General features: G+C 66.3%; 13 protein-coding genes and 1 pseudogene. 10 read left to right on the forward strand and 4 right to left on the reverse strand.

Features of this window, described 5'->3' with window-relative positions; genetic code table 11:
• Positions 1 to 32: 32 nt before the first annotated feature.
• Together G554_RS0112320 and G554_RS0112325 are read left to right on the forward strand one after the other, a co-directional pair.
• Positions 33 to 1,703, forward strand: coding sequence for an ABC transporter substrate-binding protein (locus G554_RS0112320; RefSeq protein ID WP_027588139.1), 1,671 nt, complete (start codon positions 33 to 35; stop codon positions 1,701 to 1,703).
• On the forward strand, positions 1,703 to 3,415 hold the full coding sequence (locus G554_RS0112325; protein ID WP_036925732.1) for a dipeptide ABC transporter ATP-binding protein: 1,713 nt from the start codon (positions 1,703 to 1,705) through the stop codon (positions 3,413 to 3,415). The genes G554_RS0112320 and G554_RS0112325 overlap by 1 nt, the downstream gene beginning before the upstream one ends.
• 22 nt (positions 3,416 to 3,437) lie before the next feature.
• Here the strand turns inward: G554_RS0112325 and map are convergent, their stop codons facing one another.
• The 3 genes from map to G554_RS0112340 all read right to left on the reverse strand — a co-directional run bounded on the left by map (position 3,438) and on the right by G554_RS0112340 (position 6,235).
• The gene (map, locus tag G554_RS0112330) at positions 3,438 to 4,178 is read right to left on the reverse strand and encodes a type I methionyl aminopeptidase (RefSeq protein WP_269471513.1); all 741 of its coding nucleotides are present in this window, start codon (positions 4,176 to 4,178) and stop codon (positions 3,438 to 3,440) included.
• Between the two features lie 292 nt (positions 4,179 to 4,470).
• Complete coding sequence (locus G554_RS17425; RefSeq protein WP_084648531.1) at positions 4,471 to 5,136, reverse strand: response regulator transcription factor; 666 nt, start codon at positions 5,134 to 5,136, stop codon at positions 4,471 to 4,473.
• Positions 5,102 to 6,235 carry a sensor histidine kinase gene (locus tag G554_RS0112340; RefSeq protein WP_036925738.1) on the reverse strand — a complete coding sequence of 378 codons (1,134 nt, stop codon included), beginning with the start codon at positions 6,233 to 6,235 and terminating at the stop codon, positions 5,102 to 5,104. The genes G554_RS17425 and G554_RS0112340 overlap by 35 nt, the downstream gene beginning before the upstream one ends.
• Positions 6,236 to 7,376: 1,141 nt before the next feature.
• On the opposite strand from G554_RS0112340, the gene G554_RS0112350 reads away from it, so the two are divergent.
• From G554_RS0112350 to G554_RS0112360, 3 genes are read left to right on the forward strand one after another with little or no spacing between them, the layout of a single operon-like run.
• Positions 7,377 to 8,105 (forward strand): ATP-binding cassette domain-containing protein, encoded by a 729-nt coding sequence (locus G554_RS0112350; protein WP_027588144.1) that lies wholly within the window; start codon positions 7,377 to 7,379, stop codon positions 8,103 to 8,105.
• Positions 8,102 to 9,358: a DUF7224 domain-containing protein gene (locus G554_RS16870; protein WP_051233057.1), complete on the forward strand. Its 1,257-nt coding sequence runs from the start codon at positions 8,102 to 8,104 to the stop codon at positions 9,356 to 9,358. Before G554_RS0112350 ends, G554_RS16870 begins: the two co-directional genes overlap by 4 nt.
• A 56-nt stretch (positions 9,359 to 9,414) precedes the next feature.
• Positions 9,415 to 9,948, forward strand: coding sequence for a hypothetical protein (locus tag G554_RS0112360; RefSeq protein ID WP_027588145.1), 534 nt, complete (start codon positions 9,415 to 9,417; stop codon positions 9,946 to 9,948).
• A gap of 50 nt (positions 9,949 to 9,998) precedes the next feature.
• Here G554_RS0112360 and G554_RS16220 read toward each other — a convergent pair.
• Positions 9,999 to 10,298, reverse strand: a pseudogene (locus G554_RS16220) (DUF2510 domain-containing protein); the annotation flags it as partial.
• Positions 10,299 to 10,676: 378 nt separating this feature from the next.
• Here G554_RS16220 and G554_RS17755 point away from each other — a divergent pair.
• The 5 genes from G554_RS17755 to G554_RS0112390 all read left to right on the forward strand — a co-directional run bounded on the left by G554_RS17755 (position 10,677) and on the right by G554_RS0112390 (position 15,467).
• On the forward strand, positions 10,677 to 11,081 hold the full coding sequence (locus tag G554_RS17755; RefSeq protein WP_154654280.1) for a hypothetical protein: 405 nt from the start codon (positions 10,677 to 10,679) through the stop codon (positions 11,079 to 11,081).
• Between the two features lie 53 nt (positions 11,082 to 11,134).
• Positions 11,135 to 12,019 (forward strand): hypothetical protein, encoded by an 885-nt coding sequence (locus G554_RS0112375; RefSeq protein ID WP_036981183.1) that lies wholly within the window; start codon positions 11,135 to 11,137, stop codon positions 12,017 to 12,019.
• Positions 12,020 to 12,098: 79 nt separating this feature from the next.
• Positions 12,099 to 13,520, forward strand: coding sequence for a hypothetical protein (locus G554_RS0112380; protein ID WP_126412628.1), 1,422 nt, complete (start codon positions 12,099 to 12,101; stop codon positions 13,518 to 13,520).
• On the forward strand, positions 13,517 to 14,212 hold the full coding sequence (locus G554_RS0112385) for an ABC transporter ATP-binding protein (RefSeq protein WP_027588149.1): 696 nt from the start codon (positions 13,517 to 13,519) through the stop codon (positions 14,210 to 14,212). Before G554_RS0112380 ends, G554_RS0112385 begins: the two co-directional genes overlap by 4 nt.
• Positions 14,199 to 15,467, forward strand: coding sequence for an ABC transporter permease (locus tag G554_RS0112390; protein WP_027588150.1), 1,269 nt, complete (start codon positions 14,199 to 14,201; stop codon positions 15,465 to 15,467). Before G554_RS0112385 ends, G554_RS0112390 begins: the two co-directional genes overlap by 14 nt.
• Positions 15,468 to 15,708: the final 241 nt, after the last annotated feature.

The following is a 15,708-nucleotide window of genomic DNA, read 5'->3' on the forward strand; positions in this document are numbered from 1 at the left end:
TGCTCACCCAACCGATTCTGAAGGACGGTCCGATGTTCGACTCCACCCACCCCTCGAATGCCCTCTCCCGGCGGGGCTTCCTCGCCGGTACCGGGGCCACCGCTCTTACCCTGGCCCTGGCAGCCTGCGGAGCCAACGAACGCTCCTCCTCGAGCGCCGGCTCGGCGACTCCCACCAAGGGCGGGACGCTGACCATCCTCCAGTCGGCCACCGACATCAACTGGGATCCTGCGAAGAGCCAGTCGATGGCTGTCACATCGCTCGCCTTGGTGCACCGTCGACTCACGACCTGGAGAATCGTCAATGGTCAGGAGGCGGCCGTGGTGCCAGACCTGGCCACCGACACCGGAAAGGTGTCGGCCGACGGCCTGACCTGGACCTACGTCCTCAAGGACGGTCTGGTCGCCGAGGACGGGTCTGCGATCACGTCCACCCAGATCAAGCACGGCATTGAACGGACCTTCGCCGACTCGCTGTCAGGTGGCCTCGGCTACCACAAGGCACTGCTGGCCGGGACCAAGGGGTACACCGGGCCCTATCAGGGCAAGCACCTGGCATCGGTAGAGACCCCCGATGCCAAGACCATCGTGTTTCACCTGACGAAGCCCTATGGCGACTGGCCCTGGATCGCCTCCACCCCGGCCTTCGCCCCGGTTCCCGCCGGTGACAATCCCGCCAGCTACACCCGCAAGCCAGTGGCCTCGGGGCCCTACCGGGTCGCCGAGTACAAGCAGGGGGTCGAGGTGACCCTCAAGCGCAACCCGAGGTGGAGCTCCTCCGTCGATGAGGTGCGCACGGCCCTGCCCGAGACCGTCGTGTTCTCCCTGGGGCAGGACGAGTCGGTCGCATCCCAGCGGCTCATCGCCGACTCGGGAGCCGATCGGAATGCCTTCGGGGCCGATCGGGTCGCCGCCGCCCAGCTGGCCCAGGTGACCGGCAACCCGTCGGCGAAGGCCAGGCTGGCGACCGCCAGCGCTGGGCCTCTGAACTACCTGGCCATCAATGTCGAGCGGGTCACCGACCTCGATGTGCGGCGGGCCATCGCCTACGCCGTCGACAAGAAGGCCGTCCAGACGGCGTTGGGTGGAACCCTCGGTGCTGCCGTGGCGACCACTTACATCACGCCGGGTATTCCGGGGCGTCAGGTGTACGACCTCTTCCCGACCTCCACCAGCCGGGCGGAACAGCTGCTCAAGGGCAAGAAGGTCGGAAAGCTCGTGCTGCTCACACCGAATGACGAGGCCTCGCTGGCGATCTCCCAGGCGGTGCAGCAGTCTCTGCAGAAGGTGGGTGTCACGGTGACCATCAGTCCGGTGGAGAGCGACACCTGGACGGAGCGTGCCACTCAGGGCAATGGCTCGGGATACGACCTGACGATCGGATCGTGGAACCCGGACTACCCCTCTGCCAACGCCAACCTGCAGCCGCTGTTCGCCTCCAGTGAGATCGGCTCCGGCGGTTACAACGTGTCCCGCTATCGCAATTCGGAGGTGGACACGTTGCTCTCCGAGGCCGCCGCTCTGTCGGTGGAGCAGGCGAAGTCGAAGTGGCCCGCCATCGACAAGCGGATCGCCCAGGATGTCCCGGCAGTCCCATTGGTCTACCGTCGCAACTCCTTCCTGCACGGTTCCGGGGTGACGAATTTCTTCGTCAACCCCTTCCCCTCCTACCCGAACTACCTCACTGTGGGAGTGACCGCCTGATGATCGGAGGGCAGCAGGCCGGCACTTCGGAGTCGGCCCGCTCCGATGAGCCGGTGCTGAGGCTGCGCGACCTGTCGGTGCACTTCAGTGGCTCCCCGGTGGCGGCCTCGGAGGAGGTCGATCTGGAGCTGGTTCCCGGCCGGGTGCTCGCCCTGGTCGGGGAGTCGGGTTCCGGGAAATCGGTCACCGCGCTCGGCAGCCTCGGTCTGCTGCCCCCGACCGCCCGAGTGAGCGGCTCGGCGCTGCTCAACCGATCCGATGACACAGGGGGTGCCACCTCGCAGGTGGAACTCGTGGGAGCTGCCCGCCCCGTGCTCGACGACGCTCGTGGCCGTCTGGTGGGCACCATCTTTCAGGAGCCGGCCAGTGCTCTGGACCCGTTGCTCACCATCAGGTCGCAGATCAGCGAGGCCATCAGAGCCCATGGCGATCGTCGAGGGATCTCGCGCTCCCGGCTGAGGGAGCGGGTCGCGGAGCTTCTGACCCGGGTCGGGCTGGCGGAGGTCGAGCGGATCGCCTCCTCCTACCCCCACCAACTGTCCGGTGGGCAGCAGCAGCGCGCCTGCATCGCCCTGGCACTGGCCTGCGACCCGCTTGTGATCGTCGCCGACGAACCCACCACTGCACTGGATGTCACAGTCCAGGCGGGGATCCTCGACCTGCTCCGAACACTGACCGGTGAGGGGATGGCCGTGCTGCTCATCACCCACGACATGGGCGTGGTGGCTGACATCGCCGATGAGGTGGCCGTGATGAGGCACGGTCGCATCGTCGAGCGAGGCGGGGTCGACGAGATCTTCAGTCGACCGAGCCATCCCTACACCCGGGAACTGCTGGGGGCCGTGCCCCGACTCGACGCGCTGCGCGAGGCCCCGGACGTGGTGGAGCCGGAACCGGCCGGCCCCCGGCCAACCCCGGTGGTGGAGGTCGCCAACCTCGATGTGGTCTACAAGGCCCGCGGGCGACGGCCCGTGCATGCGGTGCGCGGGGTCTCGCTGTCCATCGCCGCCGGGGAGGTGCTCGGCCTGGTGGGGGAGTCCGGATCGGGGAAGTCCACTATCGCCGGCACGCTGACCGGGATGGTGCCGGTGACCTCGGGTTCGGTGAGGGTCGACGGTGTCGAGGTGGCGGGAGCCTCCCGCCGGGAGCTGCTGCCGGTGCGGCGTCAGACCGGCGTGGTCTACCAGAACCCGGCCTCGGCGCTGAACCCCCGACGCACCGTGGGGGCCTCCATCGCCGAACCCCTGATGCTCCATGCCGATATGGAGTCCGCCCAGCGGCGGGCCAGGGTCCGAGAACTGCTGGACCAGGTTCGGCTGCCGGTCTCGATGGCCGAGCGATACCCCCACGAGATGAGTGGCGGGCAGCGTCAGCGGGTCGCCATCGCCCGCGCCCTGGCCCTGCGGCCGCGCCTGGTGATCGCCGATGAGCCGACCAGCGCACTGGATGTCTCGGTACAGGCCGTGGTGCTCGACCTGCTCGCCTCCCTGCAGGCCGAGTTGGAGTTCGCCTGCCTGTTCGTGTCCCACGATCTGGCGGTGGTGGAGCAGGTCGCCGCCCGGACCCTGGTTCTCAGTGCGGGAAGGGTGGTCGAGGAGGGGCCCACCGACCAGGTGCTGGCCCATCCCCGCGAGGACTACACCAGACGGCTCGTGGCCGCTGTCCCGGTGCCCGATCCCCGGGTGCAGAGATCCAGGCGGGCGGCGGTCTGAGCCGGGTGGTCCCCGCGAGTACTCAGTCCAGGGTGGTGAGGATCTCGGCGCCGTCGGCGCGGATCACCATGGTCTGCTCGAACTGGGCGCACCGGGAGCCGTCATTGGTGATGACCGTCCAACCGTCGTCCCACTGGTGGGAGTGGTAGTCGCCCAGGGTGAGCATCGGCTCGATCGTCAGCGTCATGCCCTCCTCCAGGGTGACGTCGTAGCGGGGCTCGTCGTAGTGGAAGACGATCAGACCGGAGTGGAAGGCGGTGTGGACGCCGTGGCCGGTGTAGTCGTGGACCACGCCGTAGCCGAACCGCTTGGCGTAGTTCTCGATGATCCGCCCGATGATGGAGATCGAGCGGCCGGGCCGGACCGCCTTGATGGCCCGGTTCATCGACTCCTGGGTGTGCGTCACCAGGTCGCGGGAGGCCTGGTCGACATCACCGCACAGGAAGGTGTAGCAGTTGTCGCCGTGGACGCCGTTCTTGTAGGCGGTGACGTCGATCTTGACGATGTCACCGTCCTCCAGCGGGCGGGCATCGGGGATGCCGTGGCAGATCACCTCGTTGACCGAGGTGCAGATCGACTTGGGGTAGTTGCGGTAGTCCAGGCTCGACGGGTAGGCGCCGTGGTCACACATGTACTCGTGGGCGATCCTGTCCAGGGCGTCGGTGGTGACGCCGGGGGCCACTGCCTTGCCCGCCTCGTGCATCGCACCGCAGGCGATCCGGCCGGCCTCCTTCATGGCCTCGATCACCTCGGGGGTCTGCACATGGGAGCCCTGGTAGTCCTCATCGACATCGCCCAGGCCGACATAGGGGGGCCGAGGGATGGATGCGGGGACGTCGAGACGGGGACTCACGGGGTAGGGCTTGATGGCAGTCACGTCTGCCTAGTGTACGAGGCCGTCGATCGGGGCGTGTACTACTCTGCAACCGTCTCTTGGAAGGCGACCGACATGCGTTCGTGGAGAACCTACACTGCAGGTATTGTTCTTTTCTTGACTGTCACTTTCTTGGCCCCTCCCAGTCAAGGGCCTGAAAACTCCTTCTGCAACCTATTTCCTAGCTTTCCCTCTTGTCGTCTGAGCTCCAATCTCTCAGTGTTGCAAGGCGAATCATTCCGAGCTCGGCTGCCTTGACAACTACTTCCAGGCGAGATTGTGTCTCGAATTTCTTGAACAGAGCCGACATGTGCTTCTTTATCGCGGAGCTGCTGAGGAATAGGTTCTCCTCAATCTCCCTGTTGGAGAGGCCGTGACCGAGAAGGGTGAGGACCTGGTGTTCGCGTTCGGTGAGTTCTGGCACGGGGAATAGTCTGTCTTCGGTCCCGGGTGGTGGCTCGCTCGAGTTGGTGATCCGTCGACCCAAGTTCTGAATAGTTGAGACTATTGCAGAGGGATTTGCTGTCTTCCGCAAATAGGCGGATGCCCCGAGAGCACTGACGGCGATCTCGGCACTGGCACTGGAACTGTTTGTCAGAATCACGATCGATGATGATGGTGAGATGGAATGAAGTTGAGCGGTGGTGTCATATCCATTGGTCTCACCTATGGCGAGGTCCACAAGATAAACATCTGCGGAATGCTCGGAGGCATATCGAATCGCATGATCTCCGTTTCCGAATGCGGCGACTGGATGAATTCCTGAGGTTGCGTTCAGTAGTGACATCAATGAGTCGCGGACGATGAAGTCGTCATCGACGATGACTACGGTGATCGGACGAGTCATGGGAATCACCTCCAATCGGTAGGGAGAGCGATGTCAGCCATGTCGTGGGATCAGATGTGCTCCTCATGCTACTGAATCGTCCGTTGAGGATCGCGACTCGCTCTCGCATGCCAATGAGGCCGTGTCCGCCGACACGTGACTCCTGGCGACCGGTGGCGAGTTGATTCGCAGCGGTGAACGTGACCGAGCGTCGCTCTGCATTGACGGTGAGGCGCAGCGTGCAGATCCCTGGGGCTCCGTGCTTGGCGATGTTTCGCGCCGCTTCGCGGATCCCAGCCACCAGGCAGCCATGGCACGCCGGGCTGAGCGCCAAGCCGGTCGCTGAGCCCACTACCACGGGTTGGAATCCATCGCCGCGGAGTGACTCGGCTGCTGAGTCCAGGACTTCTTGGAGGGGGGAGTGGTTGAGGAAGGCCGAGTCGAGATCGGGATCCGGATCCCGGAGGGCGATCAGGATCTCGTTGAGATCATCGGCGGTGGCGCGAGCGAGATCGCCCACCTTCTCGAGGGAGCCTCGGATGTTCGGGTCAGGCTGGGCGGACGCATCGGCGGAGGCCGCAATGAGCGAGATCCGGGACAACGACTGCAAGGCTGTGTCGTGCAACTGGCGAGCGATGATCTGTTGCTGCTGTTGTCGCTGGGATGCGTACTTGTACTTCAGTGCGCGTTGAAGCTGATGAAAACCGAATGTTGTCAACCATGTCAGGGAAAGGATGAATGCCCATCCGAAAGTGGCGAAGACCACTCTCCTGAGTGACTGAGGAGGAACAGCACGGGTCTCTGCGATGCAACTCAGCGTCAAGTACGCGAGCGTGAGGGAGGCTCCTGATCGCCACCGCCCGAGGGCGCTGCAACTGGCCACCGGAAGCAGGCCCGCGAGGGTGGCGAATGTCGAGTCAGTACCTGGAAAGAGGAGCAATGCTCCCTGGAAGGCCATGGCCACGCATCCGGCCAGGAGCGGCCAGCGGCCAGAGAAGGCCGCCGCGGTACACAGGGCGATCTCCAAGGCGAACGGCGCGACCTCTGCACCGTGCCGAGGAGGCGCTGTCATCAGCACTGCAATGAACAGGATTGCGATCGCGGCTGCGACCGCGGTCACGATACTCTCGAAGGTGCGGAGTCTCGCTCGAAGTCGCTTCAGTCCCCCCGCGTTCACAGGTGGAGAGTAGCGCTTGATCAAGTAGAGAGCGCAAGCCGGTCGGGGAATGGTTGATGATCGAGGCGGTGGGGGGAGGATGTGGTTGTCCGGCTCGTTGGCCGTTCTGGAATCGGTCCGGATGGGAGTTCTGCCGGCGAGCTGCACAGCCGGTGATTGGGGAGGCAGACGCGGCAGACATCGATCGTCTGATGCCCGTGGCGGCGGACAATCGAGGTGAGTGCGGTCCGGTGGGACTTTGTTCGGAACTACTCGGTGCCGGCCGCTTCACGCTGTGGGCGCGGGTTCGCGCAGGTGCCGACCTGGGGACGGTCATAGTTGTGTTGACCTGCTGGGCTGAACAGCGGATGGTCTTCCTGTGCTTGCGTCTCGCAGTCATCAGCGATGTTGCTGGCCTGCTGGTCGACGGCCCTGCTGGACTCTACTCAGCTCGCAGGGTGTCCCGGATGGATCCGTTCGACGTCCTGCGGCAGAGCTGATCATAGGCAGGCGTCGTTGTCGGTCATCACCAGGGGGACCGTGAGTCCGAGGCCTTCGTGAAGGTGGTTCCGTCTCAGACAGCCTTGATGATGCGCCCGCCGACGGTGTCGTCTGCCAAGACGTCTGGTCGTGGGCGTCCTGGAAGATCCACTCGAGCCGAGTGAAGGCTCCGGCATCTGAGCCGCTCGTCGCCTCGGGTGCGCAGGGTTGTCACCGGGCAGCGACCGACCCGCGCGATCTCCGAGAGAGATCTCGGCTACCGTGCCACACCACTGTGCGGGACATCCCTGACCCCGGTGGACGGAACTGGCGCCACCTCCTGGCGCTGGCGTTGGGTGGCCGCATGGACAGCATGGGACTCTTGGGAGGGTACCGATGAAGGTTTTCGGCGGCGTAGCAGATGACGCAATGGCGTGGTCCCGGGGGGTCCGTGATCTCTTGCGGTGATGGCCTCGGTTCCCGGAGAGCCGGAAGAGGTGTCCAAATGTACCGATCTTGGTCTCGTATCTGTACCGGAGTGAAACGTCGTCGTAAGGTCATCCAAACCCAAGTTTCACGAATTCAGGGGATGGTTGAAGTGTTCTCCGCAAGCACCAGTGGATCGCTGCGGATCGACAGACTTGACTTCTCCTACTTCTCGACGCCTGTCCTACGATCCCTCAGTTGCCAGTTCGGCAGTTCCAGAACGGTGCTGCTCGGTCCGAACGGGGCCGGCAAGTCGACCCTGTTCGGCGTGCTGTCGGGTGCGCTCGCGGCACGCTCCGGCGCGGTCCTGCTGCCGGGAGCCGACAGCCCGACCTCCCGCCGTGAGCTGCGATCACGAGTCGGAATCATGCCGCAGTCCATCGCGCCAGTGCCGGGCCTGACCGTCGCCGAGCAGGTGGCCTATGCAGGCTGGCTCGCCGGACTGTCGGCCCGGCGGGCCGCGCGACGCGCGGGGGATGCGCTCGAGCAGGTGGATCTGGCCGGCAAGGCTGACGCCAAGGCGGGAAGGCTCTCAGGGGGACAGCTGCGTCGGGTAGGGCTGGCCCAGGCGATTGTCGCCGAACCGGAGGTGCTGCTCCTTGACGAGCCCACCGCCGGCCTCGATCCGGCCCAGCGGCTGCGATTCCGGTCCGTCCTCCGCTCCATTCCCGGAGACCGGGTGACCATCGTCTCCACCCACCAGATCGACGACATCAGCGAGCTCTACGACGTCGTGGCGGTGATCGAGGCGGGGCAGATGCGATTCACCGGCACCCCCCAAGAGTTCCTCGGGCTCGCAGGTCCCGGCCCCGGTCAGGCGGAACGAGCCTACTTGAGCCTGCTCCGATCAGAGGAGATCGCGCTGTGAGGTGGCTCACCAGAGTGCGCGTCTCCGCCGGGATGTGGCTGACCCCGCTCGTCGCCCTGCTGGTCGCAGCCAACCTCGGCGGTCAGGAGGGTTCCGGCGAGGGATACCGGCTGGCGGTGGCCACCCGTGACTCCTTCGATCTGCTGCTGGCCACCGGTCTCTGTGCGCTTGCCGGGGCGTGGGAAGGCGGAAGGTTGAGGCGGGCGGGAGTTCTCACCTGGCCCCGCAGGCGATCCGTTCCACGAGTCCTGGCGGCACCCTGGCTGATGTCGGTGGTCTCCGCCACCGCCGTCGCAGTCATCGTCTTCGCCCGGCACCGGGCATTCTCGGGTGGGGCCTCCATGGCCGTGGTCACCACGACCATCCTGTCGTTGTGGGTGTGGGCATTGGCGGGAATCGCCGCCGGCCTGTGGTCCCCGCCAGTCGTCGCTCTGCCGGTCTCATTCGCCGTCCCCGTGTTGTGGCTGATCCTGGCCCCGGTCAACTCGGTGCCGTGGTTGCGTCATCTCAACGGAGACTGGGTTGTCTGCTGCCAGGTCGACCAGACGCTGGCTCCAGCGGCGGTCACCGGGACGCTCACTGTGCTGGCAGGCGTGCTCGTGGCCGCCGGACTCGCAATCTGGGGGCGGAGCCGGACCATGAGCAGATCGGTCCGGCTGTCGATAGGCCCCGGGGTGGTCGCGGCGCTGGCGCTTGGACTGGTACTCGGTGGTGTGCAGGTCCACCATCTCGGGTGGGAGCCCGTTGATCCACGCCACGCCGCCGTCGCATGCACGACGGGCGAGCGGGTCACCGTCTGCGTCCTGCCTGAGCATGACGGACAGGCGCGCCACATCGTCTCGTTGGCGGACGCCGCATTCTCGCGATGGCAGGTGTACGGGGTGCGCACGCCGACCTCCCTCACCGAGGCGACCGGCCTTGAGCCGGGGAGCCGGGATGCCGCCGCGCTCGTGGCCAACGCCAGATACGACACGGACTTCGACATTCTCAACCAGGTGAGCCAGGCTCTCGCCACGGCCTCCTACCAGGCCCCCGGCACTCAGGTGCCTGTTGAGGTGATCCAGCGTCAGCAGCGCGCCCAGGCATGGCTGGTGCGCTCCGCCGGCGCCCAGGTCGGAGGCGGGATGGACGCTGCACGCTTCGGACTGGACCGGGAGGCCCGGGACTGGGCTACGGCGCTGCTGGTGAAGCCGAGGGCTCAGCAGGGCCGGACTGTCAACGCCGACCTTGACTACCTGGCTGCCTGCCGATGAGGGGGATTCTCGACACAGGGCGGGCCTTCATCTGGTGGGCGAAGTGCCGAGGCGGATTGGCGACTGACGCGCTGACCCTCCTGCTGAGTGTTCTCCTGGCGCTGACAGGCGGCGTTCGGGTGCAGGTGCCGTCGATCATCGGTGCGATCGGCGCGGACGAGCCCCTGGGATTCTTCATCCCGCTGCCGGTGATCGTCGCCTACGGGATCGGACTGGCCCGGCCCGATCGTCTCACCGAGTCCCGTTCGGCCCGGCCAGTACGGATCTGGGACGTAGCATTCGGCGTCCTGCTGGTGGTCCTGTTCCTGGCCGCTGCCGTCGCCGGTCCCCGCGATGCGTCGCTGATCTGCGCCCGCAGCACGGCCGCCGGGATCGGGCTCACTCTTCTCGCCGGACGCTTCTTGGCGGTGGCGGTGATATCGCTGCCTGCGGTGGGCTGGATCCTCATCGGAGTGCTCACCGGCAGAACGAACTACGGAGGTGACGCCGCCTGGAACTGGCCCATCCTCGGGCCCTCCTCCGGGATTGGATGGGCCTGGGCTGCCGGACTGCTGGCGGTGGGAGCGGTCGCCCACATGACCTCCCGATGACCCAGGTGGTGACGCGCGAGGGGGCGCTCGAAGGCTGGGGGGCCGCGCGCTCAGCTGACCTGGATCGACTCTCTGGCGGCGTCCACCAGTTTCTGGCGGGCGGAGTCCCCGATGGTCGCGGAGTTGAAGTAGACCCCCATGAAGTCGCTCTGGCCGGTGTCCATCACCACGACGTCGACGACGTCTCCGCGGACCTGGGGGAGGTTCGGGATGGACACGTAGATCTCGGTGCGTACCCACCAGCCGGTGTGGCCGTTGCGGTCGAACTCCTGCTGGGAGACCACCTTGGAGCCGGTGTACCCGGAGTAGTACTGCGAACTGGCGAAGCACTCGGTCATCATCCGGGCCGCGGCGAGGCCAAGGTCAGCATCGCGATGAAGAGCGCCGAGACGGCTGCCGCCAGGGGAAGTTCACATGAAGGGCGTAGACCTCCGTTGGCTGTGTGTATGTGCATCGTGAGTGGTCGCCCGAGATGGGGCTTGGGTGGCCGAAAGGACACCCCTGATGGGAATCTGTCGATCACCCTGACAGCGCGAGAAGGCGCCGAAGGCGTTGTGATGCACCTACGGCACCGTGGGCGGGGAGGATCTCGGCAGCTGTTTCACGATTTCTGGTGGACGACCGGGATAGGGGCCCAAAAGGACCGTTTTCGCCCAGAGTGCTCGACAGTTATCGTCACATCCCATACTGTGGTTCTCGTCGACCAACGACGAGGATAAGGGGCAACCATGAAAAAGAGAATCGCGGCGATTGCGATGGCCGGTGTCACACGGGTGTCCGTCATTGCTACGTCGCCCGGAGCGAACGCCGTATCGAATGCGAGCTGGTCCTCTGGCAAGGTTACTAGGGCTGTGTTGTGGGAGAACTACAACGGGGGTCACAAGCTCACCGTTCTGGGGACAGGAAATTGTACAGCATCAACGAGCGATGCTGACACCGTCATGTCTTGGATGGGGGACCGCGGCTGGAACGATGTCGTGAGTGGCGCTCAGGACTTTGCAGGTTGCGACGTCGATCTCTTCACGAACTTGGGATACGGTGGTGTTTCCACCGGATATGTGAACTACGGGCAGAACATCGGGTATGTCGGAGCCTCTCTGAATGACCGGGCCAGCTCGTTCAAGATCTCATGATGCACTCGGGAAGAATGCTAGTCATGCTGGCTGGGGTCCTTGCCCTAGCCAGTATGGCGACAGCCTGCTCCCGTGGCGGTGACACGGGCGGGAACGAGGCCTCGGTCTCCATCCCGGACAACCCGCCGCCCATCACCTCGCTGAGTCAGATCAAGGCCCCGATGGCCTCCTACATCCTCAGCCCCGAGGATGCGGCCACCCTTCAGAACGCCGTCATTATCGTCGCGAACAAGTGCTCTCTGCGGTTCGGTGTGGTGAGCAGCCAGAAACCAGACAACGTGCGACTGCCCAGCGATGCCTTGGAACTGGATGGACGCTACAGCACCGTCGTCTCGCTGGACGGGGCACGACAGTACGGTTACCAGCAGGACCCGCGGTACGCGGTGAAGGTGGACGACAAGGAGAAGGTGAAGGACGCGGCTCCGGCCAATCCGAAGGAGAGGGAGGTCTTCAACGGAGTGACCGCTGACGGCCAGAAATCCTCCCTGAAGGACAAGAACGGCAACCTCCTGCCCCAGGGTGGTTGCTACGGTGAGGGTAACGCCGAGATCCAGGATCATGAGAAGGACTACTGGGCCGATCTCATCCATCTCTCGTCCGACGGTCTCGACAACGCTCTGGACCGGCTCGACAACGACTCCCGACTGCTCGACGCCGAGAAGAAGTGGGCGGCGTGCATGAAGACCAAGGGATACACCTTCACCCACAAGGATGACGCCGTCCAGTCGGTGGCCGGGAAACCTCGCGCCCAGCAGGTCAAGGTGGCCGTCGACGACGCCACCTGCTCCCAGCAGATCAACTACTACGGCATCATGTACGCACTGGACACGGCCTACCAGAATCAGTACATCGTCGCGCACCAGGCGCAGTTCACGTCGGCCCAGAACGGCGTGCGCAAGGCTCTGGTGACCGCGCGCGGCATCATCGCGAAGGGCTAGGTACCAGCAGGTGGACGACGAGGGTGAGTTCATGGCGGCCGGTCCGCGCCGGCGGCGAAGCGCCAGGGCAATCGCCGTCATGACTGTGATCGCGGTGGCTTTCCTGGCGGTCGGGCTGATCGCCGGCCATTTCCTCAAGTCGCCGGCCCAGCGCCAGGCCGACACCGCTCCACCTCCGGTCACGCCACTCACCGACACCGTCAAGAAGTCCGTCGTCACCCGGTCCGTGCCCTTCGGGGCGAGCCTCCAGCGAGGCATCAGGACCGACGTCACGTTGGACTCCGCAACGGGTGAGGATGCCGAACGCGCCGTGGTGAGCAGCCTCCGGGTCACGGAGGGCCAGAGCGTCCAAGGCGGCAGCGTCCTGCTGGAGGTGAGCGGGCGGCCGGTGATCCTGCTGCCCGGAGCCATGCCCTCATACCGGACCATCAGTCCCGGCGGCACCGGCCCCGACGTCGTCCAGCTGCAGAAGGCGCTCCGCTCGTTGCACTATCTCTCCGGCGAGGAGAGTGGCTTCGGCCCCGACACACAGGACGCTCTGGTGAGCCTCTACGGCAAGCTCGGTTACAAGGTCGCCAGCACCGGCAATGAAGAGGTGAAGGAGGCTCGCTCGGCCGTCGCCTCGGCCAAGGAGGCCGTCCAGTCCCGTCAGGACGACGTGGACACTGCGAGGATCGCGCTCACGCGAGCCCGCAGGCCGGCGGCTCAGTCGGTCCCCGCAGCATCCTCGTCCGGCTCCGCCACCTCCCAGGAGTCCGGCACCGACACCTCCCAGCAGGACGGCATCGTCGATGCCAGGAGGGCGCTGCGCTCGGCCGAACGGCAACTGGGTGAGGCCCAGGACACCCTCGCCGACGCCTCGACGGCCCTGGAACGGGCGCAGGCCAAGGCTGGGCCGACGCTGCCCCGCTCCGAGGTGGTCTTCGTGCCCTCGGTGCCCGCGACCGTCGCCTCGCTGTCCACCGCGGTCGGCAAGGAGGCGAGCGGCACCGCGTTCACTCTCGTGAGCGGTGCCCTGGTGGCGAGTGTCACCGGTCTCGATGCGGCTAGCGCGACGGGAGTCAAGGCGCGCCAGAGCGCCGAGATCGTCACCGACGACGGAGCCCGTCACGCAGCGGTGGTGTCCGCCGTCCAGATCACGACGGCCTCCTCCGGTCAGGACGGGCAGGGCCAGCCCGCGCAGACAGTCGAGGAGCAGGTCGGCATCGTCATCGCTCCGAGCGATCCGATCACTGCCGGGGAGGGTACCCAGGTGAGGGTCATCGTCAATACCGCGACCTCCCAGGCCCCGGTGCTCAACGTGCCCATCAGCGCTGTGGCGACCGGCGCCAGGGGAGATACCTCCGTCACCATCGTCGATAAGGGGACTCGACGCGTCGTGCCGGTGGTCACCGGCCTTCAGGGAGACGGACGTGTCCAGGTGAGCGGTCGCCTCTCCGAGGGAGACACCGTGCTTATCGGCGACTCCATCCAGCCCTCCTCCTCACCGAGCTCGAGATGATCGGTGCTCCTTCCGCCGTCGGTCCGGTGCTCGAGTTCGTGGCGGCGGGCCGCACCTACGCCGGCCCGCCGGAGGTCACGGCCCTGCATCCCTGCTCCCTGGTGATCGAACGCGGCGACCTGGTGACCGTGTGCGGGCCCAGTGGCTCCGGGAAGTCGACCTGGCTCAACCTGGCCGGGCTGCTAGACCGTCCCAGCACCGGCTCGGTCGTGGTCAATGCGGTGGACACCGGGCGGCTCAGTGCCGACCAGCGCACCGCGATCCGCGGCGGCTGGCTCGGTTTCGTGTTCCAGTCCTTCCATCTCATGGCGCACCGCAGCGTGCTGGAGAACGTGTGCCTTTCGGGGCTGTACCGGTCGATGCCGCCGGCACGGCGATGGGAGCGGGCCAGTGAGGTGATCGAGAGCGTCGGGCTCGGCGCCCGCCTCAACGCGCCCGCCCGCAACCTGTCGGGAGGCGAGATGCAACGCACTGCCATCGCCCGCGCCATGATGAACAGTCCCCACCTCATGCTCTGCGATGAGCCCACCGGAAACTTGGACTCCCAGAACGGGGCCCAGGTGATCGATCTCCTTGACGAGCTCCACGACCAGGGGATGACCATCGTCATCATCACCCACGATCCGGTGATCGCTCGGCACGGGGACCGCCAGATCCAGATCAAGGATGGTCGGGTCCATGAGATGGCGTAGGAGTGGGGCCGGGGCCGCGGACGCCGGGCAGTCCCCTCAGCTGCCCCGCTCCACCATGAGGGCGGCCGACCTCTTCGCCGAGGCCCTCGCCGGCATCACTCAGCGGCCCGGACGCTCCGTCATGACGGCCCTGGGCACGGTGCTCGGGGTGGCCGTCCTGGTGTGCGTGCTCGGACTCACCAGCTCCGCCGCCGCCCAGATCGGCAGCAGATTCGACCCGCTCACCGCCAACGAGGTCTCGATCACCGACCCTGGGGACGGGGTGACCGTCGCCTCTTACACCTTTCGGCCCGACGCCGAGCAGCGCGTGAAATCCATCAACGGGGTGGAGGAGGCAGGCATCGGCTGGAGCCTTCACGACGTGAAGGGACAGGTCTCGCTCCTCCCGCCGCCCGGCACCACCGATCCGGACACGAAGTTGGCCTACATGGCCGCGTCCCCCGGTCTGCTCGCCGAGGCCGGTGCGACACTGTCCTCTGGGGCTTTGTACAACGACTGGCACGAGCGCACCGCCCAGCCGGTGGTCGTGCTGGGCCCCGGGGCTGCCCGACAGCTGTCCATCACGCGGGCCGCCGTCGGACAGACCATCTGGATGGACGGTCATCGCTTCTTCCTGATGGGCATCCTGTCGAACACCCAGCGGCACGCGGAACTGCTCAATGCCGTCATCATCCCCAGTACGACCGCTCGTGCCCTGTTCGGAACGCCGACGGGGGCCGGCGCCTTCACCCTGTGGGCGCAGGTGCGCCCCGGGGCGGCGGCCGTGGTCGCGTCGCAACTCGCCGACGCGGTGAACCCCGATCTGGCCGGCACATACAAGGTGACGAAGCCCCCGGACATCTCCTCCCTGAAGGATCAGGTGAACACCGACATGGAGGGGCTGTTCCTGCTGCTGGCCGCGGTGAGCCTGGTGATCGGGATGGTGGGGATCGCCAACACCACCTTCGTGTCGGTCATCGAGCGCACCCCCGAGATCGGTCTGCGGCGGGCGCTGGGAGCACGGTCGCGACACATCCTCTCCCAGTTCCTCGTCGAGGCTGTGACGCTGGGCACCCTGGGCGGGCTGATCGGTGCGAGCCTGGGCACCGTCATCGTCGTGGCGACCTGCTGGGCGAAGCAGTGGACGGCCGTTCTGGACTGGCGCCTCGCGGTTCTCGGACCCGTCGCCGGCCTGCTGGTCGGCGGCCTCGCCGGCCTCTACCCGGCCAGCAGGGCATCCCGGATCGAGCCGGTCGACGCCCTGCGGCAGAGCTGACCGGTAGCAGGCGCCGTGGTCGGTCATCACCGCGGTGACCGTGTCGCCGATGCCGGCGAGGAACGCGTTCGCTCGGCCTGGGGCGGGAAGCCCTTCTGGCTGACCATGCTGCGACACCCGACCGCCGTCGGCAGGTCTCGGGTCTTGCCGCTGTCGTGGCCGGCGGCAAGCGGACGTGATCCGCTCGGGGAGTGCGAGGCCTTCGTCGAAGCGGCTCAGCCGCTCCGGCGTGGTCCTGCGG

Origin of the sequence: Acidipropionibacterium thoenii DSM 20276, from assembly GCF_000423445.1 — a bacterium.
Lineage (GTDB): Bacteria > Actinomycetota > Actinomycetes > Propionibacteriales > Propionibacteriaceae > Acidipropionibacterium > Acidipropionibacterium thoenii.

Excerpts from the sequence above, each read along its gene's own strand:
- G554_RS0112385 (WP_027588149.1), top strand. The coding sequence starts at position 13,517 with ATGATCGGTGCTCCTTCCGCCGTCGGTCCGGTGCTCGAGTTCGTGGCG.
- G554_RS0112325 (WP_036925732.1), top strand. The coding sequence starts at position 1,703 with ATGATCGGAGGGCAGCAGGCCGGCACTTCGGAGTCGGCCCGCTCCGAT.
- G554_RS17755 (WP_154654280.1), top strand. The coding sequence starts at position 10,677 with ATGAAAAAGAGAATCGCGGCGATTGCGATGGCCGGTGTCACACGGGTG.
- G554_RS17425 (WP_084648531.1), bottom strand. The coding sequence starts at position 5,136 with ATGACTCGTCCGATCACCGTAGTCATCGTCGATGACGACTTCATCGTC.
- G554_RS0112320 (WP_027588139.1), top strand. The coding sequence starts at position 33 with ATGTTCGACTCCACCCACCCCTCGAATGCCCTCTCCCGGCGGGGCTTC.
- G554_RS0112375 (WP_036981183.1), top strand. The coding sequence starts at position 11,135 with ATGGCGACAGCCTGCTCCCGTGGCGGTGACACGGGCGGGAACGAGGCC.
- G554_RS0112390 (WP_027588150.1), top strand. The coding sequence starts at position 14,199 with ATGAGATGGCGTAGGAGTGGGGCCGGGGCCGCGGACGCCGGGCAGTCC.
- G554_RS0112380 (WP_126412628.1), top strand. The coding sequence starts at position 12,099 with ATGACTGTGATCGCGGTGGCTTTCCTGGCGGTCGGGCTGATCGCCGGC.